23 protein-coding genes are annotated in these 22,442 nt (G+C 36.7%); 20 read left to right on the top strand and 3 right to left on the bottom strand.

Annotation, left to right across the window (positions count from 1 at the left end; genetic code table 11):
• The first annotated feature begins 17 nt into the window (after window positions 1-17).
• Window positions 18-734 carry a DUF554 domain-containing protein gene (locus QNH24_RS26125; protein WP_283870200.1) on the top strand — a complete coding sequence of 239 codons (717 nt, stop codon included), beginning with the start codon at window positions 18-20 and terminating at the stop codon, window positions 732-734.
• Here QNH24_RS26125 and yyaC read toward each other — a convergent pair.
• Window positions 651-1,283: a spore protease YyaC gene (gene yyaC, locus QNH24_RS26120; RefSeq protein WP_283870199.1), complete on the bottom strand. Its 633-nt coding sequence runs from the start codon at window positions 1,281-1,283 to the stop codon at window positions 651-653. The genes QNH24_RS26125 and yyaC overlap by 84 nt on opposite strands.
• Window positions 1,284-1,376: 93 nt before the next feature.
• Here yyaC and QNH24_RS26115 point away from each other — a divergent pair, with 93 nt between their 5' ends.
• From QNH24_RS26115 to QNH24_RS26100, 4 genes are all read left to right on the top strand, one after another.
• Window positions 1,377-2,252 carry a mechanosensitive ion channel family protein gene (locus QNH24_RS26115; RefSeq protein ID WP_283870198.1) on the top strand — a complete coding sequence of 292 codons (876 nt, stop codon included), beginning with the start codon at window positions 1,377-1,379 and terminating at the stop codon, window positions 2,250-2,252.
• Window positions 2,252-2,452, top strand: a complete 201-nt coding sequence (locus QNH24_RS26110) for a DUF951 domain-containing protein (RefSeq protein ID WP_054771598.1) — start codon at window positions 2,252-2,254, stop codon at window positions 2,450-2,452. The genes QNH24_RS26115 and QNH24_RS26110 overlap by 1 nt, the downstream gene beginning before the upstream one ends.
• Window positions 2,453-2,548: 96 nt before the next feature.
• Entirely contained in the window at window positions 2,549-3,649 is a 1,101-nt protein-coding gene (gene ychF / locus QNH24_RS26105; protein WP_283870197.1) for a redox-regulated ATPase YchF, read from the top strand.
• 80 nt (window positions 3,650-3,729) lie between these two features.
• The gene (locus QNH24_RS26100) at window positions 3,730-4,770 is read left to right on the top strand and encodes an acyl-CoA dehydrogenase family protein (protein WP_283870196.1); all 1,041 of its coding nucleotides are present in this window, start codon (window positions 3,730-3,732) and stop codon (window positions 4,768-4,770) included.
• Window positions 4,771-4,858: 88 nt separating this feature from the next.
• On the opposite strand, the gene QNH24_RS26095 is transcribed toward QNH24_RS26100, so the two are convergent.
• Window positions 4,859-5,419 carry a DUF3267 domain-containing protein gene (locus QNH24_RS26095; protein WP_283870195.1) on the bottom strand — a complete coding sequence of 187 codons (561 nt, stop codon included), beginning with the start codon at window positions 5,417-5,419 and terminating at the stop codon, window positions 4,859-4,861.
• Window positions 5,420-5,591: 172 nt separating this feature from the next.
• Between QNH24_RS26095 and rpsF the strand changes: the two genes are divergently transcribed.
• The 9 genes from rpsF to QNH24_RS26050 all read left to right on the top strand — a co-directional run bounded on the left by rpsF (window position 5,592) and on the right by QNH24_RS26050 (window position 13,537).
• Window positions 5,592-5,882 (top strand): 30S ribosomal protein S6, encoded by a 291-nt coding sequence (gene rpsF, locus QNH24_RS26090; protein ID WP_054771600.1) that lies wholly within the window; start codon window positions 5,592-5,594, stop codon window positions 5,880-5,882.
• 36 nt (window positions 5,883-5,918) lie between these two features.
• Window positions 5,919-6,494, top strand: a complete 576-nt coding sequence (ssb, locus tag QNH24_RS26085; protein ID WP_283870194.1) for a single-stranded DNA-binding protein — start codon at window positions 5,919-5,921, stop codon at window positions 6,492-6,494.
• A 39-nt stretch (window positions 6,495-6,533) separates the two neighbouring features.
• Entirely contained in the window at window positions 6,534-6,770 is a 237-nt protein-coding gene (gene rpsR, locus QNH24_RS26080) for a 30S ribosomal protein S18 (RefSeq protein WP_012296211.1), read from the top strand.
• A gap of 288 nt (window positions 6,771-7,058) precedes the next feature.
• On the top strand, window positions 7,059-8,000 hold the full coding sequence (locus tag QNH24_RS26075) for a YybS family protein (protein WP_283870193.1): 942 nt from the start codon (window positions 7,059-7,061) through the stop codon (window positions 7,998-8,000).
• Between the two features lie 12 nt (window positions 8,001-8,012).
• A complete protein-coding gene (locus QNH24_RS26070; protein WP_283870192.1) occupies window positions 8,013-9,986 on the top strand; it encodes a DHH family phosphoesterase in 1,974 nt (657 codons plus the stop codon).
• The gene (gene rplI, locus QNH24_RS26065) at window positions 9,983-10,429 is read left to right on the top strand and encodes a 50S ribosomal protein L9 (RefSeq protein ID WP_283870191.1); all 447 of its coding nucleotides are present in this window, start codon (window positions 9,983-9,985) and stop codon (window positions 10,427-10,429) included. Before QNH24_RS26070 ends, rplI begins: the two co-directional genes overlap by 4 nt.
• Before the next feature lie 13 nt (window positions 10,430-10,442).
• On the top strand, window positions 10,443-11,804 hold the full coding sequence (gene dnaB / locus QNH24_RS26060; protein WP_283870190.1) for a replicative DNA helicase: 1,362 nt from the start codon (window positions 10,443-10,445) through the stop codon (window positions 11,802-11,804).
• Between the two features lie 215 nt (window positions 11,805-12,019).
• Window positions 12,020-13,309, top strand: a complete 1,290-nt coding sequence (locus QNH24_RS26055) for an adenylosuccinate synthase (protein WP_283870189.1) — start codon at window positions 12,020-12,022, stop codon at window positions 13,307-13,309.
• A gap of 3 nt (window positions 13,310-13,312) precedes the next feature.
• Window positions 13,313-13,537, top strand: a complete 225-nt coding sequence (locus QNH24_RS26050; RefSeq protein WP_283870188.1) for a hypothetical protein — start codon at window positions 13,313-13,315, stop codon at window positions 13,535-13,537.
• 125 nt (window positions 13,538-13,662) lie between these two features.
• Here QNH24_RS26050 and QNH24_RS26045 read toward each other — a convergent pair whose 3' ends face one another.
• Window positions 13,663-14,475 carry a YitT family protein gene (locus QNH24_RS26045; RefSeq protein WP_054771602.1) on the bottom strand — a complete coding sequence of 271 codons (813 nt, stop codon included), beginning with the start codon at window positions 14,473-14,475 and terminating at the stop codon, window positions 13,663-13,665.
• A 409-nt stretch (window positions 14,476-14,884) separates the two neighbouring features.
• Here QNH24_RS26045 and QNH24_RS26040 point away from each other — a divergent pair, with 409 nt between their 5' ends.
• The 6 genes from QNH24_RS26040 (at window position 14,885) to QNH24_RS26015 (ending at window position 22,316) form a co-directional block, all read left to right on the top strand.
• Window positions 14,885-16,348, top strand: coding sequence for a M23 family metallopeptidase (locus QNH24_RS26040; protein ID WP_283870187.1), 1,464 nt, complete (start codon window positions 14,885-14,887; stop codon window positions 16,346-16,348).
• 465 nt (window positions 16,349-16,813) lie between these two features.
• Window positions 16,814-17,527 (top strand): response regulator YycF, encoded by a 714-nt coding sequence (gene yycF, locus QNH24_RS26035; protein WP_283870186.1) that lies wholly within the window; start codon window positions 16,814-16,816, stop codon window positions 17,525-17,527.
• A 5-nt stretch (window positions 17,528-17,532) separates the two neighbouring features.
• On the top strand, window positions 17,533-19,398 hold the full coding sequence (gene walK / locus QNH24_RS26030) for a cell wall metabolism sensor histidine kinase WalK (RefSeq protein WP_283870185.1): 1,866 nt from the start codon (window positions 17,533-17,535) through the stop codon (window positions 19,396-19,398).
• Complete coding sequence (locus QNH24_RS26025) at window positions 19,395-20,717, top strand: YycH family regulatory protein (protein ID WP_283870184.1); 1,323 nt, start codon at window positions 19,395-19,397, stop codon at window positions 20,715-20,717. Before walK ends, QNH24_RS26025 begins: the two co-directional genes overlap by 4 nt.
• Entirely contained in the window at window positions 20,704-21,528 is an 825-nt protein-coding gene (locus tag QNH24_RS26020; RefSeq protein WP_283870183.1) for a two-component system regulatory protein YycI, read from the top strand. The genes QNH24_RS26025 and QNH24_RS26020 overlap by 14 nt, the downstream gene beginning before the upstream one ends.
• Window positions 21,528-22,316 carry an MBL fold metallo-hydrolase gene (locus QNH24_RS26015; protein WP_283870182.1) on the top strand — a complete coding sequence of 263 codons (789 nt, stop codon included), beginning with the start codon at window positions 21,528-21,530 and terminating at the stop codon, window positions 22,314-22,316. The genes QNH24_RS26020 and QNH24_RS26015 overlap by 1 nt, the downstream gene beginning before the upstream one ends.
• Window positions 22,317-22,442 lie beyond the last annotated feature (126 nt).

Here is a 22,442-nt window from a genome sequence, read left to right as displayed (position 1 = left end):
AGAAGGAAGGCTGAAATGTGGTTTTATTTGGAGCTCTAATAAATGCACTATTAATAATAGCAGGCTCAATCGTGGGAAGAATTTTTAAAAATATCCCTGAATCAATGAAGTCTACCGTATTATCAATCATTGGCTTAGCAGTTGCACTTTTAGGGATTAAAATGGGCTTTGAAAGTGATAACTTTATTATAATGGTGGTAAGTTTAGTAGTAGGTACTGTTATTGGTGAATGGTTAGATTTAGATAAGCAAATGAATCGACTAGGGCAATGGGTTGAATCTTTATTTAGCAAAAAACGTACCGATAATAATCAAATTAGTATTGCAGAGGGCTTTGTAACGGCATCATTGATTTTTGTAGTTGGTTCTATGGCTGTTATAGGTGCCCTAGATAGTGGCCTGCGCAATGATCATAATGTACTCATTACGAAAGGTTTAATCGATGGATTTACTTCGATTATCTTAGCATCCACATTAGGCATAGGTGTACTTTTATCTGCAGTGCCTGTTTTTCTATATCAAGGAATAATTGCACTTTTCGCAGGTGTTATTAGCTCCTTTATACCAGATGAAGCGTTACAAATGTTTATAACCGAGATGACTGCTGTAGGTGGTGTCATGATTTTAGCCATTGGTTTAAATATTGCAGGCTTAACCAAGATCAAGGCTGCTAACTTGTTGCCAGGTATCGTCGTTGTCGGCATTATGGTCGCTATCTTCTATACTTTTCAGTGAGAAACGATGTGCAGCGAGTAATAGCGCTCTGGAAAGTTTTTCAGCCATCGCATAAGAAATATGAAGTCTTGTATTTTGTAAAACAAGCATCTCCATAAAGCCTCCAATATTGACGATTCCTTTAACCGAAATGTCACCAATTGGAGGTAATTGCTTTTTAACAGCCTTACCAGGGAAAATAGGTCCACTCTGTACAGAAATATGCCCAACATTTTGTTCACTACCAAGACAGGCATCAATCGCAATAATAAAAGGTTTTGTAGTATGATTGTGTAGCTGTTGGATTGTAGCGTCTAAATTAAGAGCATGTAAAGGTTCCTCTAAAGAACCTACAACATCATATGGAAAACTAACAGATTTTTTTAGAAAACTACCTGTTAATGGCCCCAGGGTATCACCTGTACAACGGTCACTTCCAATACAGCAGAAAATAAGTCGTTCATGATGAAATGGTATATGTTCTAAAAACAATGTACTTAGTTGCCAAACAGCATTTTTACTTTCATGATGAAGAGAATAAGGAAGTAATAAATTTGGTATAGTATTCATAAAAAAACTCACTTTCTTTTTTATTTGGAAGAAGTGCTCAATTTTTATGCAGTATACACAAATTTTTAGCAGGCTATACAAGAGGTGGAAATATTGGAATTCAACAAGAGATTGATGGAGAATTATTGGAATAAACTAACATCGGAAGAGTTTTGGGAGCAGGCTGTAGATGCAACCATTGATATTATGCTTATCCTTATTATTTCATGGATCGCAGTACGATTAGGGAAAAAATTTATTAAAAAAGTGTTCTTAATACGCATTCGTTCACCATTAAACCATTCAGAGCGTCGACAGCGAACAATTTCAAGATTATTACAAAGTATTATTTCCTATGCTGTTTATTTTTCTGCCATTATTGCCATTTTATCTAGACTAGATATTAAAATAGCGGGATTATTGGCTGGTGCAGGAATAGTTGGTTTAGCCATTGGTTTTGGTGCACAAAGTTTAGTAAAGGATGTTATTACTGGATTTTTTATCATTTTTGAAGATCAATTTGGTGTTGGTGATTATATAAAAATTAATGGTGCAGAAGGAACTGTTGTAGAAATAGGCTTACGAACAACAAAGATTAACGGAGGTACTGGTGAGCAATTTATTATTCCCAATGGTTCAATTGGGGAAGTTGTGAACTATTCTGTTAATAACTCTAAAATTTTTATAGATTTACAGATGACAAGTGATGCCGACTTTGAAAGGGCAGAATCTATTATAAAGAAATATTTAGAATCATTACCAGATGTTCATAAAGAGCTAGTAACAGTACCTGCCTTTTTAGGGGTACAAAATGTCAAGGGCACTGAAGTAACGATTCGTATCGTGGCTGAGACTTTACCACAGCAACAATATGGAGTGGCACGTACTATTCGTAGAGATGTGACAAAGCTTTTTGAAGAAAATAATATACCAATGTCTCATCCAAAAATGATGTTATATGGTGTTAAAGATGAAGGGAGAAATGAATAATGGAACCGAAGAAATTTGGTCTAAATGATATTGTTGAAATGAAGAAGCAGCATCCATGTGGCACAAACAAGTGGAAGATCATTCGTATGGGTGCAGATGTACGAATTAAATGTGAAGGCTGTCAGCATAGTGTTATGATTCCACGCCGTGAATTTGAAAAAAAAATGAAGAAGGTTTTAATTTCGGCTAGTGAGGCATAGCTTCAGGCGTATTAGACTTTTTAAGAGTGAATCAATATAATAGATAAGGTTATATGAGAGAAAAATGAACAGATCATAGAAAGGTTGTGTCCATTCATGGCATTAACAGCTGGAATCGTTGGTTTACCTAACGTTGGGAAATCAACATTATTTAACGCAATTACAAAAGCGGGCGCATTGGCTGCAAACTATCCATTCGCAACAATCGATCCAAACGTTGGTATTGTTGAAGTACCAGATGCACGTTTAGATAAATTAACAGAATTAGTAATACCGAAAAAAACAGTACCAACAGCGTTTGAATTCACTGATATCGCAGGAATTGTAAAAGGTGCTTCCAAGGGTGAAGGATTAGGAAATAAATTCCTGGCGCATATTCGAGAAGTAGATGCCATCTGCCAAGTTGTACGTTGCTTTGTAGATGAAAACATTACGCACGTATCAGGAGCAGTTGATCCAATTGATGATATTGAGGTCATTAATTTAGAGCTTGCACTTGCTGATTTAGAATCTGTAGACAAGCGTTTACAGCGTGTTAGTAAAATGGCCAAGCAAAAAGAAAAGGAAGCAATGATTGAAGAGCCTGTACTACTAAAAATTAAAGAACAATTAGAAAATGGTCGACCTGCACGTGCTGCTGAGCTTTCTGAGGATGAATTAAAGGTTATTAAGGGCCTTCATCTTTTAACAATTAAACCAATGCTTTATGTGGCTAACGTTTCAGAAGATGAAGTGGCGGATGCTGATAATAACGAGTATGTGAAAAAAGTGCGTGAGTATGCGTCTGCTGAAGGTGCTCAAGTTATTACAATTTGTGCAAAGATCGAAGAAGAAATTTCCGAGCTTGATGATGAAGAAAAAGCCATGTTCCTAGAAGAACTAGGCATTAAAGAATCAGGTCTAGATCAATTAATCCGTACTTCTTATGATTTACTCGGACTAGCAACTTACTTTACTGCAGGGGTACAGGAGGTGCGTGCGTGGACTTTCCGAAAAGGGATGAAGGCACCACAATGTGCTGGGATCATTCATACTGACTTTGAACGTGGTTTTATTCGTGCAGAAACAGTAGCCTTCGATGATTTAGTAGAGGCTGGATCTCAAGCTGCTGCTAAAGAAGCTGGTAAAGTACGTCTTGAAGGTAAAGAGTATATTGTACAAGACGGAGATATTATGTTATTCCGTTTCAATGTATAAAACATAAACAGGGGCAATCTTAATCAGATTGCCTCTTTTATTTAGGATAATCTGTTTCATTTTGAAAGGTGGGTACAGAGATGAATTTATTACACATAAAAGAGCGAGGACTGGAAATTGAGCAGCTAGGACATGTACCGAAAGATATCTTAGAAGTTATTTACGAGCAAAAATTGTTTAAGCTATTTACACCTAAAGAACTAGGCGGTAAAGATTTAAACTTAATGGAGGGTATGAAAGTATTTCAGGAAATGTCTGCACTTGATGGAAATTTTGGTTGGCTGGTCACAATTGGTACAGGTGGCAATGCATTTATCCCAACATTCAATCAAGATATCTGTAAAAAAATATTTTCACCAAGAAATGCTGTTATCGCAGGTAGTGGCTATCCAACAGGCATAGCGGTGCAAGTGGAGGGTGGCTATCGTGTAACAGGGCAATGGAAGTATTGTAGTGGTGCAGATTATGCTACTACTTTTACAATGAATTGCTTTGTTGAGTGCGAAGGTATAAAAACGGATCAAATCATTAGTTGTTCGGTTGAGCGTGATCACGTTGAGATTCTTCAAGATTGGTGTGCAATGGGTTTAAAAGCAACAGCCAGTCATACGATTAGTGTACAAAATGCATGGGTGCCACAAGAAGCAACATTTCAGTTAGGTGCTATTCGTAATAATTACGGAAGCTTTGTACATAGCTTTCCGTTCGGCACATTTGCAGAAGCTTCCTTCCTAAGTGTTTGCCTCGGCATAACAGAAAATTTCTTACAAGAGATATCTATTATAATCAAGCAGAAAAGTGATGATCCAAGCCGTGCAGAACGTATCGATTCATTACACTCTTTATTAATGCAGCAGCAACAAAACTTTAATCAGCTTGAAGAACAATTTTATGCAATATTGACGCAATACTGGGAAAGACATAACGCTGGGCAAAATTTAACGGATGAAGAGCTACTACAATTTTCACAAATGAGTAAGGATAGTGCAGCAACCTGTATCGATATTGCCAACAGCTTCATTCGTAATCTTGGAATGGAGGCAATTACTGAGACATCTTCGATTAACCGTATTTGGAGAAATTTATATACGGCTGCACAGCATGGTTTTTTAACCCCATAAATTTTTTGAAGGATAGATCAGAAAATGCCAAAGCGCGGATTAAATAGCGTTTTGGCATTTAGGGATTTTTAGAGTCTCCCAACCACTTCTATTCCTTTTCTAAGGTAGTGTATACATACAGCTTAGGTAACTGAGGATCATCTTTAATAAGTGCATTTTTTGGATATTTACGTAACTCTTTATACATTGCAAAATCACCCACTGCTCCAGCTATTAAAAAAGCCCCCACTAGGACTATAACAGTGCTATTAAGGTAAAAACCTACAATAGTAGGTAAAACGCCTGTCGTCCAAAAAGGGAGTAGCAAGGCCTTTTTCATTGCATGATTAGGTAGTGGTTGGTCTGTTGTAGCATAAGCTATACCAAGCTCTAAATTAAGTCCATATTTTAATGACTTAAAAGGCACAGCCCCAAATAACATAAATCCAATTAAATGAGAGGCCTCATGTAATACAATAAATACAATATACAGGACAACAAAGAGAATGGACCCAATAATCATTTCCCAAAATGAGAAATGGAAATCTTTAAAGCAAATATACTGTATAGCCACAAATAATATAACAAGTCCACTTGTGACAACAACATTGTCCATCATTAGCTTTTTTATATCGAGTTCAATCACAATCGGCTCTTTCTCTGGTAGCATGAAAGCTCTCCTTCCATGAAGCTATTATATTCATTATATAGGAAGAATTATTAGTTTGCGACTTGAAAGACATGTCTCTGTATGTTACAATTCATTGATGTGAGTAATAATTATTACTTGCTCCTTGCTCCCTTGTATAGGAGAGCCTAAGTCCATAAGGAGGTGTAAACAGATGAGAAAATACGAATTAATGTACATCGTACGTCCGAACATTGAAGACGAAGCGAAGAAAGCTTTAGTTGAACGTTTCAACGAAATCTTAACTTCTAACGGTGCAGAAGTCATCGAATCAAAAGAGTGGGGCAAACGTCGCCTAGCTTACGAAATTCAAGACTTCCGTGAAGGTTACTACCAAATCGTGAAAGTAAACGCTCCTTCAGAAGCAATTAACGAATATACACGTCTTGCTAACATTAGCGAAGATATCATTCGTCACATTGCAGTTCGCGAAGAAGAAAAATAATTTTTAACAAAATGCTGAAAAGGAGGTTGTATTCTGATGATAAACCGTGTCGTTTTAGTTGGAAGACTAACAAAAGATCCTGAGCTACGCTATACACCGAATGGTATTGCGTCTACAAGATTTACAGTTGCTGTGAATCGAACATTCTCAAACCAACAAGGTGAACGCGAAGCTGATTTCATTAGTTGCGTTGCGTGGCGCAAACAGGCTGAAAACCTAGCGAACTTCATGCGAAAAGGAAGTTTAATTGGAGTGGAAGGCCGTATCCAAACTGGTAGCTATGAAGGACAAGATGGTAAGCGAGTATACACAACAGATGTAGTGGCAGATAGCGTACAGTTTTTAGAGTCTCGTAATGCTAGTGCTAGCGGTGCTCCTGCTCCACAATACAGTGGACAGACTTACGGTAATAACCAGCCGTCGTATGGTGGTGGTCAACCACAGCAATCATTTGGTGGCTCGATGCCTGGGCAGGGTTCATTTGGCAACGATGCTGCTTATCAACAAAATCAACCACCTATGAATCAGCCGAACTATACACGTGTAGATGAGGATCCATTTGCGAATAGCAAAGGACCAATTGAAGTATCTGAGGATGATCTTCCATTCTAAATACTTCTAACAAAAAAATTAATAAGGAGGAGACATACTATGGCACCACGTCGCGGAGGCCGCAAACGCCGTAAAGTTTGCTACTTCACTGCTAATAACATTACGCATATCGACTATAAAGATGTGGATTTATTAAAAAAATTCATCTCTGAACGCGGTAAAATCTTACCACGTCGCGTAACTGGCACTAGCGCTAAGTACCAACGTAAATTAACTTCAGCTATCAAAGTATCTCGTATCATGGGATTACTTCCATTCGTAGCAGAGGACAAATAAGATTGATGTCGCCAAGGTATTGACCTTGCATCAATTTTTAAGACCAGCATATTTCGATATTCGTATCGGTTTATGCTGGTTTTTTGTTGCAAAATGTTTTTTAATGAAAGGATTTAGGAGATTCGGTAAAAAATCCTCTATATAGACATGTATTTAGCTCTAATAGTCAAGAGTTCTACAAAATATATAACAATCTATCCAGTTGTTCTTAGCGTTTTTTGTTCAATAACGTGAAAAAATGGTACAATAAAGTTTAGTTAGTTTTGACTGAAAAAAGGAAGGTTTTCAATGCCGAATAATCAAACAAAGGCGCTTGTACAGGGTGCTGCAATGGTGGCAGTTTTTACGTTGATGATGATAATATCTGCGTATATTCCTCTTGCTTTCATGCTAGTATTTTTATTTGCACCATTACCCTTTGCATGGTATAGCGCAAAATATAAGCGCTCCACATCAATTTTAGTAGCAATTGTCGGATGTATTCTAACATTTATAACTAGCGGTTTAGCCATACTGCCATTCGCATTTATTTTTGCGGTACTAGGTATAATTATGGGTTCTACTATTCGCCAACAAAAAAGTAAATTGTATTTATTTATGTCATCAGGTATTGCAGTTCTTTTATCGACTGCAATTGTATTTCTAGCATATTTACGTCTCGCAGGCATTAATATGGTTGAGATTGGTGTAGAAATGGCGAAAAAAAATTATGAACAAACAGCAACAATGTCACAAAATATAACTGGGCAATCCACTATTACTCCTGACCAGATAGAAGCTGTTTCGAAGATGATGGAATTAACGATTCCATCAACAGTAACATTAGGAGCATTTTTTGTAGCATTTATACTGATATCAATTAATTTACCTGTTTTAAAACGTCTAGGATTAAATGTACCTAAATTTTCACCATTTCAACATATGCGTTTACCACGTTCAATATTATGGTATTACATGATTGTTTTGTGTATCAATTTATTTATACGCCCAGATTTAGGATCTACATTAGATGTTATTGTTATTAATGTTTCATATATTTTATGGGTTTTATTAATATTACAGGGAATTTCCTTTATCCATTATTTTATTTCCAAAAAGGGTATGCCAGTAGGTGTAAAATGGATTGCTACTTTGCTCGCGATACCATTATCATCCTTTATGATATTACTTGGTATCATAGACTTAGGTTTCGATGTTCGTTCACTTGTGAAAGGGAAAACTCAAGAATAAGGAGCTGATGTAATGGGGACTTTTAGAAAACGACCAATTCGCTATCCGCTTTTTGTTCTTTCCATTTTTGGCATTGTGACGTTCATGCTTCTATGTTTTTGGAATATCGGGATAGGTATTGGTTATGGAGTAGGCTTTGCACTGTTAATGGCCTATACGTGGAAGGTAGAACAGGTAGCCTTTGATGAAACAGAAAAGCATATTGAATCCATTTCTTTTCGTATGAAAAAGGTAGGAGAAGAGGCATTGCTTGAAATGCCAATTGGAATTTTACTTGTCAATGATCAATATGAAATAGAGTGGTCCAATCCATATATGCAGGGAGTTTTAAATAGGGAAACATTAGTAGGTGAAGGAATAGTCAATATTTCCGATGACATCTATGTACTGATGAAGACAGAAGAGTCAAATGAAGCAACAATTACGCTACGTGAACGAAAATATCGTGTTTTTTATAAAAAAGAAGAACGTCTGCTCTATTTCTTTGATATTACAGAACAGATTGCGATTGAAAAGCAATACTTTGCAGATCGTACAGTCATTGCCATTTTATTTGTTGATAATTATGATGAAATTACGCAGGCGATGGATGACCAGCTACGTAGTTTAACCAATACAATGGTTACATCCATTGTCAATGAATGGGCTGCAGAGCACGGAATATTTGTAAAAAGAATTTCATCTGACCGTTTTTTAGCAGTATTAAATGAATCTATCTTAATCGAGCTCGAAAAGAAAAAATTTGCTATTTTAGATACCATTCGAGAAAAAACAGCACAAAAAAATCTCTCATTAACATTGAGTATTGGTGTTGGTGCAGGATCATCATCATTAGTGGAGCTCGGTGAGCTAGCACAATCCAGTCTTGATCTTGTTTTAGGACGTGGTGGTGATCAGGTGGCTATTAAGCAGCCAACAGGAAAGCTAAAGTTCTATGGTGGAAAAACCAATCCCGTGGAAAAACGTACACGTGTAAGAGCAAGGGTTATTTCCCATGCTTTACGAGATTTAATTCAGGAAAGTGATCAAGTATTTGTGATGGGACATAAAAATCCTGATATGGATTCAATTGGTGCGTCTGTCGGTGTACGAAAAATGGCGCAAATGAATGATGTAAAGGGCTATGTTATCATAAATTTTGATGAATTAAACGGAAGTGTCACACGTTTAATGAATGAAATTGAGAGTAAATCGGATTTCTATGAAAATTTCCTAACGCCAGAGGAAGCTGCGGCAAAAATGACCGAAAAGTCGTTGCTCGTTATAGTTGATACACATAAACCGGATTTAGTCATCGATTCTCATCTTTTAAGATTGGCTGAAAAGGTTGTTGTGATTGATCACCATCGTCGAAGTGAGGATTTTATAGAGAATCCAACACTTGTTTATATGGAACCGTATGCCTCGTCGACTGCTGAGCTTATTACAGAGTTATTAGAATATCAACCAAAGCGGGCGAAGATAAATATGCTAGAGGCAACAGCCCTACTAGCGGGAATTATTGTTGATACGAAGAGTTTTACCTTGCGTACTGGCGCTCGCACATTTGAAGCAGCTTCTTATTTACGGACAAATGGTGCTGATACGGTGCTTGTCCAGCGCCTTTTAAAAGAAGATGTAGATACGTATATAGAGCGTTCTAAAATTGTACAAACCGTAAAATTTGTAAAACCTGGTATTGCCATTGCTGTCGGTGAGGAATCGAAAATTTATGATTCCGTATTAATTGCGCAAACAGCAGATATTTTATTAACAATGAAGGATGTCGGCGCTTCCTTTGTTATAGCACATCGAGCAGATGGAAAAATCGGTATAAGTGCAAGGTCGCTCGGCGAAGTAAATGTCCAGCTTATTATGGAAAAGCTCGGTGGTGGCGGTCATTTAACAAATGCAGCCTGCCAAATGGAGGGGAATTCCATAGAGGACGTGAAAAAATATTTAGAAGAGGCCATAAATGAGGTACTTGAAGGGAGTTTTGAATCATGAAAGTAGTTTTTTTAAAAGATGTTAAAGGAAAAGGTAAAAAAGGAGAAATTAAAAACGTAGCTGATGGCTATGCACAAAATTTCTTAATTAAAAATGGCTATGCTGCTGAAGCCAATGCACAAGCATTAAGTCAATTAGAAGGACAAAAGAAATTACAAGCAAAAAATGCAGCAGCAGAATTAGCTGAAGCAAAAGCGTTAAAAGAAAAGTTAGAAGCTTTAACTGTAGAGCTGAAGGCGAAATCAGGTGAAGGTGGTCGCTTATTCGGTTCTATTTCTACTAAACAAATTGCTGATGCACTACAAAAAGTACATGGCATTAAAATTGATAAACGTAAAATGACTTTAAATGAGGGTATTCGTGCACTAGGATTTACAAATGTACCTGTAAAACTACACCATGAAGTAACTGCAACATTAAAAGTACATGTAACGGAAGAATAAGGGGCGACAATTCATGAGCGAACCGATGATGGACCGCGTTCCACCGCATAACCGGGAAGCGGAGCAATCGGTTATCGGTGCCATTTTTCTTGATCCACAAGCATTAATTACGGCGTCGGAAATTTTATTAGCGGATGATTTTTATCATAATGCACATAAGAAAATTTTCGAAACGATGCTACGCTTAAGTGACCAAGGAAAAGCGATAGATGTTGTTACAGTTACTGAAGAATTATCTGCAAAAAAAGAGATTGAGGACGTTGGCGGGCTATCGTATTTACTAGAGCTCGCCAATGCTGTCCCTACGGCTGCTAATGTCGCACACTATGCAAAAATCGTTGAAGAAAAGGCACTCTTAAGACGTTTAATTCGCGTCGCTACTAAAATTGTAGAAGATGGCTATACACGTGAAGATGAAGTAGAAGCATTGCTAGGTGAAGCAGAGAAGAAAATGATGGAGGTAGCCAATCGTAAAAATGCTGGTGATTTTAAGCATGTTAAAGACGTTTTGGTGGAAACCTTTGATAACATTGAACAGCTCCAATCTCGTAAGGGAGATGTTACAGGTATTCCTACGGGCTTCCGTGATTTAGATAATATTACTGCTGGATTCCAGCGCAACGATTTAATTATTGTAGCGGCACGTCCATCTGTGGGGAAAACAGCCTTTGCTTTAAATGTTGCGCAAAGTGTTGCTGTCCAAGCCCGTGAGAATGTGGCAATCTTCTCACTGGAAATGGGTGCAGAGCAACTTGTTATGCGTATGCTTTGCGCAGAGGGAAATATAGATGCACAAGTTTTACGTACAGGTGCTTTAACTACGGAAGATTGGGGTAAACTAACTATGGCAATGGGAAGTTTATCGAATTCTGGAATCTTTATTGATGACACGCCAGGTGTACGTATTAATGAAATCCGAGCAAAATGTCGTCGTTTAGCACAGGAGCATGGACTTGGAATGATTTTAATTGATTATTTACAGCTCATTCAAGGTAGTGGTAAACCTGGAGAGAACCGTCAGCAAGAGGTATCTGAAATTTCACGTTCATTAAAGGGATTAGCACGTGAATTAAAGGTTCCGGTCATTGCCTTATCACAGCTATCACGTGGTGTTGAGCAGCGTCAAGATAAGCGACCAATGATGAGTGACCTACGTGAATCAGGAAGTATTGAGCAAGATGCTGATATTGTGGCCTTCTTATATCGTGATGATTATTATGATAAAGAATCGGAAAATAAAAATATGATTGAAATCATTATTGCAAAACAGCGTAATGGTCCAACAGGTACAGTTACACTTGCATTTAAAAAAGAATTCAATAAATTTATTAACGTGGACTGGTCACAAATGCCACCACCGCCTCCACGTGATTAAGAATAGCTAACGATAGAAGGCGCTTGAAGCTTTTAATCTAAATGTTAGATAATATTCATACCATTCTGTCATTAAACACGAACGTTGAATCATATTTTTTGATTTTATGTTCGTGTTTTTAACTATTTTTTGTTGACTTGTTGTTTCTATCATTGTTACAATAATTAACGGCTTAAAAATTGAGATACAAAGCGTATCTAACGGAGGTGCTGATTATGACATCAGTAGTAGTTGTAGGAACACAATGGGGAGACGAAGGGAAAGGTAAAATTACAGATTTCCTATCGCAAAAGGCCGATGCAATCGCTCGTTTTGCAGGTGGTGATAATGCAGGACACACTATTAAATTTAATGGTGAAACATATAAGCTACATTTAATTCCATCAGGTATTTTCTATAAAGATAAGACGTCAGTAATCGGCAATGGATTAGTTGTTAATCCAAAGTCATTAGTAACTGAGCTTAGAGGTTTACAGGAGCGTGGCATTAATACAGACAACCTACGTATTTCTAATCGTGCCCATGTTATTTTGCCATATCATATCAAACAAGATATTGCTGATGAGGAGAGCCGTGGTGACAATAAAATTGGCACGACTTGTAAAGGTATTGGCCCTTGCTATCAAGATAAAGTAGCCCGCATTGGTATCCGTATGGCCGATTTACTGGACAAAGAAATATTTGAAGAAAAACTACGTCATAATTTAGCAATTAAAAATAAATTATTTGAGAAGTTTTACGAAGTTGAAGGTGTAACGTTTGAAGAAATTTTTGAAGAGTACTATGCATATGGGCAAGAAATCGCAAAATATGTAACAGATACATCAAAAATTTTAAATGATGTTTTGGATGAAGGCGGTAAAGTGTTATTTGAAGGTGCTCAAGGTATCTTACTTGATGTCGATCAAGGCACATATCCATTTGTAACATCTTCAAATCCTGTTGCTGGTGGAGTGGCAATTGGTGCTGGGGTCGGTCCATCAAGAGTTTCTAGTGTAATTGGTGTATGTAAAGCTTATACATCTCGTGTTGGTGATGGTCCATTCCCAACTGAATTATTCGATGAAGTGGGTCAGCAAATCCGTGAAGTCGGTCGTGAATATGGTACAACAACGGGTCGTCCACGTCGTGTGGGCTGGTTTGATACGGTAGTTGTCCGTCATTCACGTAGAGTAAGTGGAATTACACATCTTGCACTTAATTCAATCGATGTTCTATCTGGCTTAGACACTGTAAAAATTTGTACTGCGTATAATTATCAAGGTGAAACTATTACTGAATATCCTGCAAATCTTCATATTATTGAACAATGTGAACCAGTCTATGAGGAGCTACCAGGCTGGCCAGAGGATATAACAGGCTGTAGAACTTTAGAGGAGCTACCTGAAAATGCGCGCCGCTATGTAGAGCGTGTAAGCGAGTTAACAGGAATTCAAATTGCCACATTCTCCGTTGGCCCTGCACGTGAACAAACTAATGTTTTAGTGGATATTTGGGAAGCATAATATATGAAATATACTAAATGGGCGTCCATATATGGAACGCCCATTTTTATCTTCATTCAGCAAATGTTTTTTATATCGAAAGCGTTGCAGCAGCGGCAGATACAGCAGACTCCCACCTCTATAGGTGATGAGATAAATGCGAATTTGGTTTCTTTTCAGTGGGTGTCCAAACACCTACTGAATGAAGATAAAGCCTCCGGCGGATGTCACGGATTTTCAAAGGAATGAATTGTACAGGCACAATTCAAAATCCGGACGCATTGTTTATCTGTGCGAAAGCGAAGCGACAGCAACAAATGTTTTCTGTAGCGAAAGCAAAGCGGCAGCTACAATTACGCCAAGGCGAAATTGATTTAGTGAATATCCTTTTTCTTAAAGCGTCCACCTTTAACCTCTGCTATATTACCAATTGCAAGGAATGCATTATCATCAATTTCAGCAACAATCGATTTTAGCTTCGACTCCTCTAATCGTGTAATAACAGTAAAAATAACCTTTTTATCGTTACCTGTATAAGCTCCCTCACCATGAAGGAAGGTTACACCTCGACCGAGCCGATCCATTATGGTTTGACCGATTTCATCTATTTCATCACTAATAATGTATACTGATTTTGATTCCTCCATCCCTTGAATAACAATGTCAATCATTTTATAGGCAATATAATAGGCTAGGATAGAGTACATAGCTTGTTCCCAGGTGAAGACAAAGCCTGCTACCGTAAAGATAAGGATATTGAAGAACATAATAATTTCACCCACAGAAAAGGGTGTTTTTCGATTAAATAAAATGGCTAAAATTTCGGTACCATCTAACGATCCACCATACCTTATAACAATGCCGACGCCAATTCCCAAAATCATGCCACCAAAAACGGTCGCTAATAAAGTATCCTGTGTAAATGGTTGTAGATTATGTAATAAGATTGTTGTTACTGATAGTACGGTAATACCTAGGCCTGTAGAAAGTGCAAAGGTTTTACCAATTTGCTTATAGCCTAAAAAGATAAAGGGTAAGTTTAAAATGAAGATAAATATACCAAGAGGTAACTTTAATAAATGTGAAGTGATGATAGAAACACCTACGATTCCACCATCCATAATGTGGTTTGGTACTAAAAATAACTCTAATCCTAGTGCCATTATTATTGCACCTATTGCCACCATAATGCTCCTTATGACAATTCTACGAGCTCTATTTTTTTGTGACTTGGCCAATCTAGGCGTTATTTCAGAGGTCTGTGAATCACTCAATGCAATCGCTCCAATCAAGTAGTATATCCTTCTTCTCTATTTTATCGGAATATTAAAAAAGTAAAAAGAAATAAGTTTTACTCTCATAAAAAATATATGACTAGTATTGTAAGAATATCAACCAAAAAATACATAAAATTACAATTATAAGAGATATAATAGATAAGAGTTATGTAACAATTAGTCGAAAAATAATACATTTATATTACAAAAGTATGAAAATATTCAATCCCTTTACCCTTTATGGTACAGTATAGTGGTGCAAAATTATTTTGTGGGTAATTAATCCTACGATAGCATAAAGTTGGAAGGGGCTTTATTGATGAGTTCGTCTTGGTATAAAAAAGAAGAAAACAATAGATTCACTTACAATCTATCTTCATTCAAAAAAATGTCTATTATAGCTATTTTAATGACAAGTTTAACCGTTAATACTGGTTTTGCAAAAGAAAATCATAAAGAAGATTTAAATAAAATTTTTCATATTTATATAGGTAATCAATATATTGGGGCAGTATCTAATGAGAAGGCTGTTCAGGAAATTATCAAATCGAAAGAAAGAGAAGTTGGTCAACAGTATAAAGAATTGTCCATTGATGCTAGTGCGTCTGTTAAAATTATCCCAGAGCAGGTGTTTAGTAATGAAACTAAAGACGCTGAAATATTAGCTAAATTAGAGCAATTCTTGGTAGCTAAGTCTCAAGCCTTTACATTATTTGTAGATAATAAGCCCCTAGTATCCTTAAAAGATGCAAAAGCTTATGAAGATACTATACGTTTACTAAAATTACAGTATGTTTCACAGCAAGAGATAAACAGTTTACATACTAAACAGCAATCAACGAATCAATTATCGCCATTAAAATCTGGCGAAACTCGTCTGCTAGATGTTTCCTTTAAACAAGGAGTTTCAGGTGTTACACAAAATGTTTCTCCAAGTACTATTGTAACTCCTGAGAAAGCTGTAGAATATTTAATGACAGGCTCTTTAAAGCAGGAAACCTATAAAATTCAATCAGGTGATGTTCTAGGCTCAGTTGCTCAAAGGCATAACCTAACGACAGCTGAGTTACTAGCCTTAAATCCGGGTATTACTGTAGATACTGTTCTACAAATTGGACAGGCATTGAATGTAACTGTTGCTAAACCATTTGTTACTCTTGAAGTCAAACAAGAGAAAAAAGTTATAGATACAATACCTTTTAAGAAAATAGTTGAAAAAGACCCAAACATGTATAAAGGTGAAAAGGTAGTGAAGCAGCAGGGTGCTGATGGTAAAAAAGAAATATCTTATCTATTAACTTCTGAGAATGGAACGCGAACATCCAAAGTAGCGTTAGAAGAGCAGATTATACAGCAACCAGTAGATGAGATTGAGGTTGTTGGTACGAAGGTCATTTCTTCTCGTGGGACAGGTGAATTTACTTGGCCTACTGTAGGAGGCTATATTTCAAGTCAGATGGGTCAACGATGGGGAACTGTCCATCGTGGTATTGATATTGCCCGACCAAGTAATTATAATATCTTAGCTTCTGATAATGGCGTTGTAGTTGCAGCAGGTAACTCAGGAAGTTATGGTAATCGAATTGTTATCAATCATAATAATGGTTATACAACACTATATGGACATTTATCTTCAATCAATGTTGAAGTTGGACAAGTAGTGGAAAAAGGTTCTGTGATCGGCATTATGGGATCTACTGGAAATTCTACAGGTACACATCTGCATTTTGAAGTTGAAAAGGATGGTTCATTAGTCAATCCTTTATCATATGTAGGACGTTAATTTTTTCGAATAAATAGGCAGTCCAAATAAATGGACTGTCTTTTTGTATATTTCTTCTCTATTATTTCCCGAGAAATATTTGTCGAAATTTGTTTATCTTCATTTTGTAAATGTTTTTTGTATCAAAAGCAAAAGCGGCAGCTACAATTACGACAAGACGAAATTGATTTTAATAGTTAATAATTGTCATTGAATTTAGATTAATGCATTGAAGCTAAAAGCATGATAGAGTTAAGAGTAGTGAATTTAACTTCCTTCAGTTTTTTTGTGACGAATGTCAAGCATCGAACATAGAAATCTAATAGATAGTAGTGGGTGTCTAAACATCTACTGAAAAAATAGAATAAGAAGTGAAAATCTAGAATTGACTAACTACAGCTTCTGATGAGTGACACAAATTTCAGATAAAAAATTAAAATACACATTTGTTTTAAGAATATATAAATAGCGAAAGGGAGAAAATGTATGGATAAAACAATTTTAGTTGTTGATGATGAAAAACCAATCGCGGATATTTTACAGTTTAATTTAATAAAGGAAGGCTATAAGGTTATTTGTGCTTATGATGGTGATGAAGCTCTAGCGAAGGTTGAGGAAGAACAACCAGATTTAATGCTTTTAGATATAATGCTACCAAAGCGTGATGGTATGGAGGTTTGTAGGGAAGTCCGAAAAAAATATGATTTTCCGATTATTATGCTAACAGCAAAAGGCTCTGAGATTGATAAAGTATTAGGCTTAGAAATGGGTGCTGATGATTATGTAACAAAGCCTTTTAGTACGCGCGAATTGATTGCACGTGTCAAAGCCAATATGCGTCGTTTACAGGTGGTTGCTCCTGCTGCTGAGGAGGTTACAGAAGAGTCGAATGAGATTGTTGTAGGCTCGCTTGTCATTCAACCTGATGCTTATTTAGTATTAAAACGGGATGAAGCCATTGAGCTTACACATCGTGAATTTGAGCTATTACATTATTTGGGGAAACATATTGGTCAAGTCATGACACGTGAGCATTTATTGCAAACTGTATGGGGCTATGATTATTTTGGTGATGTTCGAACAGTTGATGTAACGATTCGTCGTTTACGTGAAAAAATAGAGGATAATCCTAGTCACCCAGCTTGGATTGTAACACGTCGTGGAGTAGGTTATTATTTGCGAAATCCTGAGCAGGAGTAAATGGTATGCAAAAAGTTAGCTTCTTTAAATCGATTCATGTCAAGCTAGTGCTTATTTACATTTTGTTAATATTGCTTGCTTTGCAAATAATAGGTATATATTTTGCACGTGAATTGGAGGAAAATTTAAAAACCAATTTTCGAGAGTCCATTTTCCAACGTGTTGATTTAATGCAATACAGCATTCGTGAGGAAATTTTAAAGGAACGCGATGAAAGTATGCCAACACTTGAAGAAAGTCTGAAAACCATTGTGATGGAGTTTTCTACAGGGCTGAAGGATGTTTCTTATGGAGATATATTAGAGATTCGTGTTATTGACAATCGACAGCGGATACGTGCAACATCTGAGTTAGAAAATCAAAATCTGATTGGACAGCGCTCAAATACAGATCTTGTCCGCCGTGCATTGTCAGCAGAGACATTATTTGAAAATATCAAACTTGATAATAAAACGAGAAATCGAATTTGGGTGTTAGCGACACCCATTCGAAATGGTGCAGGTACGGATGATGAAGTTATAGGGGTTCTTTATATTGAAGCTAATATTGAATCCGTCTTTGGACAAGTGAATGACATTAACCGTATTTTCCTTGGTGGAACTGCTGTGTCCTTGGTGATTACTATCTTTTTAGGAATTTTAGTAGCACGAACAATAACACAGCCCATTGCAGATATGCGTAAACAGGCACAGGCGATGGCAAAAGGAAATTATTCACGAAAAGTACGTGTTTATGGAACAGATGAAATAGGACAGCTTGCTATAACATTTAATCATTTGACAAATCGCTTGCAGGAAGCCCAATCTACTACAGATGCAGAGAGACGAAAGCTTGATTCGGTCCTTAGTAACATGACAGATGGTGTTATTGCGACAGATCGAAAAGGACGCATCATCCTTATTAATGATCCTGCACTAGAGCTCTTACATATTTCTAGGGATATTACATTAGGCCGCCCAATTGCGTCTGTCTTAGGAATTGATCAAGAGTATAGCTTTGAGGATTTAATACACATGAATGATGCATTGAATTTAAATTTTAGTATAACTGACGCACCCTATATTTTGCGTGCGAATTTCTCGGTCATTCAAAAAGAAACAGGTTTTATCAATGGTTTAATTACTGTACTGCACGATATTACAGAGCAGGAAAAAATTGAAATGGATCGCCGGGAATTTGTATCCAATGTATCACATGAGTTACGCACTCCATTAACAACGATGCGCAGCTATTTAGAGGCATTGGCGGATGGTGCCTGGAAAGATGAGAATATAGCTCCAACTTTTTTGAATGTTACACAAACAGAAACAGAACGAATGATTCGCTTAGTTAATGACTTGTTGCAGTTATCCCGCATGGATAGTGCGGATTATGAATTGAATAAGGATATTGTTCTTTTCAATTCATTCTTTAATCGTATTATTGATCGCTTTGAAATGTCAAAGTCTGACAAGGTAACGTTCCAACGTTTATTCCCAGAGGCATCTTATTATGTGGAAATTGATACAGATAAAGTGACACAGGTAATTGATAATATTATTTCTAATGCAATAAAGTATTCTCCAGATGGTGGAAATGTCCGATTTGGTTTTACTGTGCAAGGTGAGATGTTGAAGGTTATGATTTCTGATGATGGTATGGGCATTCCTAAGGAAAATGTAGGCCGCATTTTCGACCGTTTTTATCGTGTGGACCGCGCACGTGCTCGTTCTATGGGCGGTACAGGTCTAGGACTAGCTATTGCCAGGGAAATGATTGAAGCGCATGGAGGGAAAATATGGGCTGAAAGTGAGGAAGGTCAAGGTACAACCATATTCTTCACATTACCATATGATTTAGATGATTTTGACGAGGCAGGTGAGTGGGCATGAAATACATAGAGCCAGTTAAATCAGTTGTATTATTTCTACTCGTCATGTTGAGTGTCATTTTAACCTTTATCATTTGGACATATACACCAGATTATAAAATTATTGAACAAACTGAGGGAAAAGAAATCCTAATTGGATCTCAGAAAAGGATGGAGGATATCATTCGTCCCTATAAGGCAATTTATCGTTTTGATGAGGAGTTCACAGGAACGGCATCCAATGGCGCGATGAAGGATATTATGAAAGCTTTTCAGGGCTGGAATGTTCTTGATTTAGTGCCAATCAATAATAATCTTACTGCGAATTATGTAAATGAAATGATTCGTACGAATAATCGTATGACCATCTTTTTTACAGGTGAAATACCTTACTCTGCCTTTAGTTCTATTTTCCAGTTTGCTGATAAGGAAATACCTGAAACAACCTTTAATCGTATGATTATTGATTGGACGAATTATGGCAACAAAGATTTACAGATCTTTTTCATTAGTAGTAATAATAAGACTTTAATGCGCTCTCATGTAAGCCTGCAAAATACCAATCCATTTATAAGGGATGTTATTGAGCCGGCGAAAACATATAGTGCTTTTAAAGAAATTGAGCGTGATGGCTTTACCTCACTTTATATGCCTAATGATAAAATTGAATCTACCAAATATATGTATACGTTTATAGAGGAGCCACTTGAATCTTTTAAAAACGTGTTATTTCCAAATCCAAATATTGTTCAGCGTAGTATTGAAAGTGCAATCACTGAAAAATATCAAGATGGCAAATCACGAATGACTGTTGATTCAAATTTAAAATCTTTAACCTATGTATATCCAGCTGTAGAAAGTAGTGCCATCATAGAGCCATCTAAGCTCTTGAAGGATAGCTTTGAATTTATCAACGAGCATGGTGGATTTACAGCTGATTATCGCTATGTATCGAAAAATACTAATAAAAATCAGTTAGAGTATCAGCAATATTTACAGGGGTTACCAGTTTATAGTGATCAAGTTATCAGCAAAATTACGACTGCGTGGGGGGATAATCTTATATTTCGCTACAAACGCCCTTATTATTCCTTAGTTTTCGATATTCCAACCGAGAAGGAGATAAAAGAGCTGCCTTCAGGTGTGGAGATTGTGGAAAAGATTCAGCAACTTAATAATTTTGTGCTGTCAGATATAGATGATATCGTGGTGGGTTATTATTTAAAACAAGATTCAACTAGCATAATGACATTAGAGCCATGCTGGTTTGTAGTTCATAACGGTATAGCGACAAAACTGACGCCTGAATTATTAGGAGGTGTCGTAAATGGATTGGAATAGAACAAAATCTATTTTCATCATCGTTTTTTTAATACTGGATATCTTCTTGTATTCGTTATATTTAAAACGTTATAATGAAGCGCAGAGCGTAGAAATACCTGGTGAAAGAACAATAGAAACCCGTTTAAAGGATGATAAAATTACGTATGGTGCATTGCCTAGCAATGAATCAGCAACTTATATTACGGGCAAAGTGCATAAGTTTACGGGTAGTGATTTCCCCGATAAAAATCAGCAAGCTAATATTAATGGAACACTTGCTCATGTTGTCTTTATAAATCCTGTGAAGTTACGAAATATTAATGATAATACAAGCTTTACTGAGTTTCTTCATACCAATGTTAAAGAGGGAGATTCCTATGCATTATGGAAGGTAGATCGTGAGGAGCGAGTCGCAATCTTCTTTCAGAAGAAAAATAATCAAATGTTCTATTACAATGAGAGTGCCTCATTAAAAATAAAATGGAATATGGACGACGAAGTTATTATGTATGAGCAGACCATGATTGATAATATTGAAGAAATAGAACAACAAGAAACAGTTATCCCACCACTTCAAATTATCCAAACATTGTATGCAAAAGGACTATTAAAGGCAGAATCTCGTATTACTCATATAAAACTGGGCTATTCAACCTTTAGTAATTTAACACAAACACAAACACAAGTGTTGATACCAACATGGGAAGTACAAGTAAAATTAGCAGACGGTGAGTCAGAAGAGTACTTTGTTGATGCGATGGAAGGAAAAATTATTGATATTCAAGAGGACAAGCAAGAGGGAGAAGAGGAAGACTGGGGAGTTGAATAATGCGATTTAGTGTTTTAGCAAGTGGCAGTACAGGCAATTCGATATATGTAGAGAATGATGAACATGCATTTATTGTCGATGCAGGGCTAAGTGGAAAAAGGATGGAGCAACTATTTGCGAAAATCGACCGTAATATGAAACAGCTGAGTGGCATCTTCGTGACACATGAACATAGTGACCATATTAAGGGAATTGGTGTATTGGCACGAAAGTATAATGTACCTGTTTATGCAAATGCCAAGACATGGCAGGCAATGGACGGGCTTGTTGGTGATATTCCCCTAGAGCAACGTTTTGAGTTTGAAATGGATACAGTAAAGCACTTTGGCTCAATAGCTATTGAATCCTTTGCTGTGTCACATGATGCAGCGGATCCAATGTTCTATACTTTTCATGAAAATGGGCGCAAGCTTGTTGTTATTACGGATACAGGCTATGTTAGCGACCGTATGAAGGGTATTATTCGAGGTGCAGATTCCTTTGTTTTTGAAAGTAACCATGATGTGAATATGCTACAAATGGGTCGTTATCCATGGTCGATAAAACGCCGTATTTTAAGTGATGTAGGGCATGTTTCAAATGAAGATGCGGCAGTAGCTATGAGTGAGGTCGTATTTGAAAAACCAACAAATATTTATTTATCGCATTTAAGTAAGGATAATAATATGAAAGAGCTTGCACGCATGAGCGTCACACAAACATTACAATCCTGCGGTATTATTGTAGGAGAGTATGTAAAGCTATTTGATACGGATGCAGAGGAACCAACACAATTGGTAACAGTTTAATATTATTGAAACTGTTTGAGAGGCTGTTTCATCGTAATTTTTAAAAAATACGATGAGGCAGCCATTTTTATGTCCATTTTATTTATTTTTCATCTAATTTTAATGTTTGAATCGTAATATTAGGGT

Origin of the sequence: Lysinibacillus pakistanensis, assembly GCF_030123245.1 — a bacterium.
Classification (GTDB): Bacteria; Bacillota; Bacilli; order Bacillales_A; family Planococcaceae; genus Lysinibacillus; species Lysinibacillus pakistanensis.
Note: the sequence above shows the minus strand (reverse complement) of the source record. Positions and strands in the feature narration are given on the sequence as shown.

What these genes read in the sequence shown, in the direction of transcription:
- QNH24_RS26045 (WP_054771602.1), bottom strand. Translation starts at nt 14,475, where the DNA reads ATGGTGGCAATAGGTGCAATAATAATGGCACTAGGATTAGAGTTATTT.
- QNH24_RS26100 (WP_283870196.1), top strand. Translation starts at nt 3,730, where the DNA reads ATGAATTTATTACACATAAAAGAGCGAGGACTGGAAATTGAGCAGCTA.
- yyaC (WP_283870199.1), bottom strand. Translation starts at nt 1,283, where the DNA reads ATGAATACTATACCAAATTTATTACTTCCTTATTCTCTTCATCATGAA.
- QNH24_RS26020 (WP_283870183.1), top strand. Translation starts at nt 20,704, where the DNA reads ATGGATTGGAATAGAACAAAATCTATTTTCATCATCGTTTTTTTAATA.
- ychF (WP_283870197.1), top strand. Translation starts at nt 2,549, where the DNA reads ATGGCATTAACAGCTGGAATCGTTGGTTTACCTAACGTTGGGAAATCA.
- QNH24_RS26050 (WP_283870188.1), top strand. Translation starts at nt 13,313, where the DNA reads ATGAAATATACTAAATGGGCGTCCATATATGGAACGCCCATTTTTATC.
- rpsR (WP_012296211.1), top strand. Translation starts at nt 6,534, where the DNA reads ATGGCACCACGTCGCGGAGGCCGCAAACGCCGTAAAGTTTGCTACTTC.
- rplI (WP_283870191.1), top strand. Translation starts at nt 9,983, where the DNA reads ATGAAAGTAGTTTTTTTAAAAGATGTTAAAGGAAAAGGTAAAAAAGGA.
- QNH24_RS26070 (WP_283870192.1), top strand. Translation starts at nt 8,013, where the DNA reads ATGGGGACTTTTAGAAAACGACCAATTCGCTATCCGCTTTTTGTTCTT.
- rpsF (WP_054771600.1), top strand. Translation starts at nt 5,592, where the DNA reads ATGAGAAAATACGAATTAATGTACATCGTACGTCCGAACATTGAAGAC.
- QNH24_RS26015 (WP_283870182.1), top strand. Translation starts at nt 21,528, where the DNA reads ATGCGATTTAGTGTTTTAGCAAGTGGCAGTACAGGCAATTCGATATAT.
- QNH24_RS26095 (WP_283870195.1), bottom strand. Translation starts at nt 5,419, where the DNA reads ATGCTACCAGAGAAAGAGCCGATTGTGATTGAACTCGATATAAAAAAG.
- QNH24_RS26110 (WP_054771598.1), top strand. Translation starts at nt 2,252, where the DNA reads ATGGAACCGAAGAAATTTGGTCTAAATGATATTGTTGAAATGAAGAAG.
- dnaB (WP_283870190.1), top strand. Translation starts at nt 10,443, where the DNA reads ATGAGCGAACCGATGATGGACCGCGTTCCACCGCATAACCGGGAAGCG.
- ssb (WP_283870194.1), top strand. Translation starts at nt 5,919, where the DNA reads ATGATAAACCGTGTCGTTTTAGTTGGAAGACTAACAAAAGATCCTGAG.
- yycF (WP_283870186.1), top strand. Translation starts at nt 16,814, where the DNA reads ATGGATAAAACAATTTTAGTTGTTGATGATGAAAAACCAATCGCGGAT.
- walK (WP_283870185.1), top strand. Translation starts at nt 17,533, where the DNA reads ATGCAAAAAGTTAGCTTCTTTAAATCGATTCATGTCAAGCTAGTGCTT.
- QNH24_RS26025 (WP_283870184.1), top strand. Translation starts at nt 19,395, where the DNA reads ATGAAATACATAGAGCCAGTTAAATCAGTTGTATTATTTCTACTCGTC.
- QNH24_RS26075 (WP_283870193.1), top strand. Translation starts at nt 7,059, where the DNA reads ATGCCGAATAATCAAACAAAGGCGCTTGTACAGGGTGCTGCAATGGTG.
- QNH24_RS26040 (WP_283870187.1), top strand. Translation starts at nt 14,885, where the DNA reads ATGAGTTCGTCTTGGTATAAAAAAGAAGAAAACAATAGATTCACTTAC.
- QNH24_RS26055 (WP_283870189.1), top strand. Translation starts at nt 12,020, where the DNA reads ATGACATCAGTAGTAGTTGTAGGAACACAATGGGGAGACGAAGGGAAA.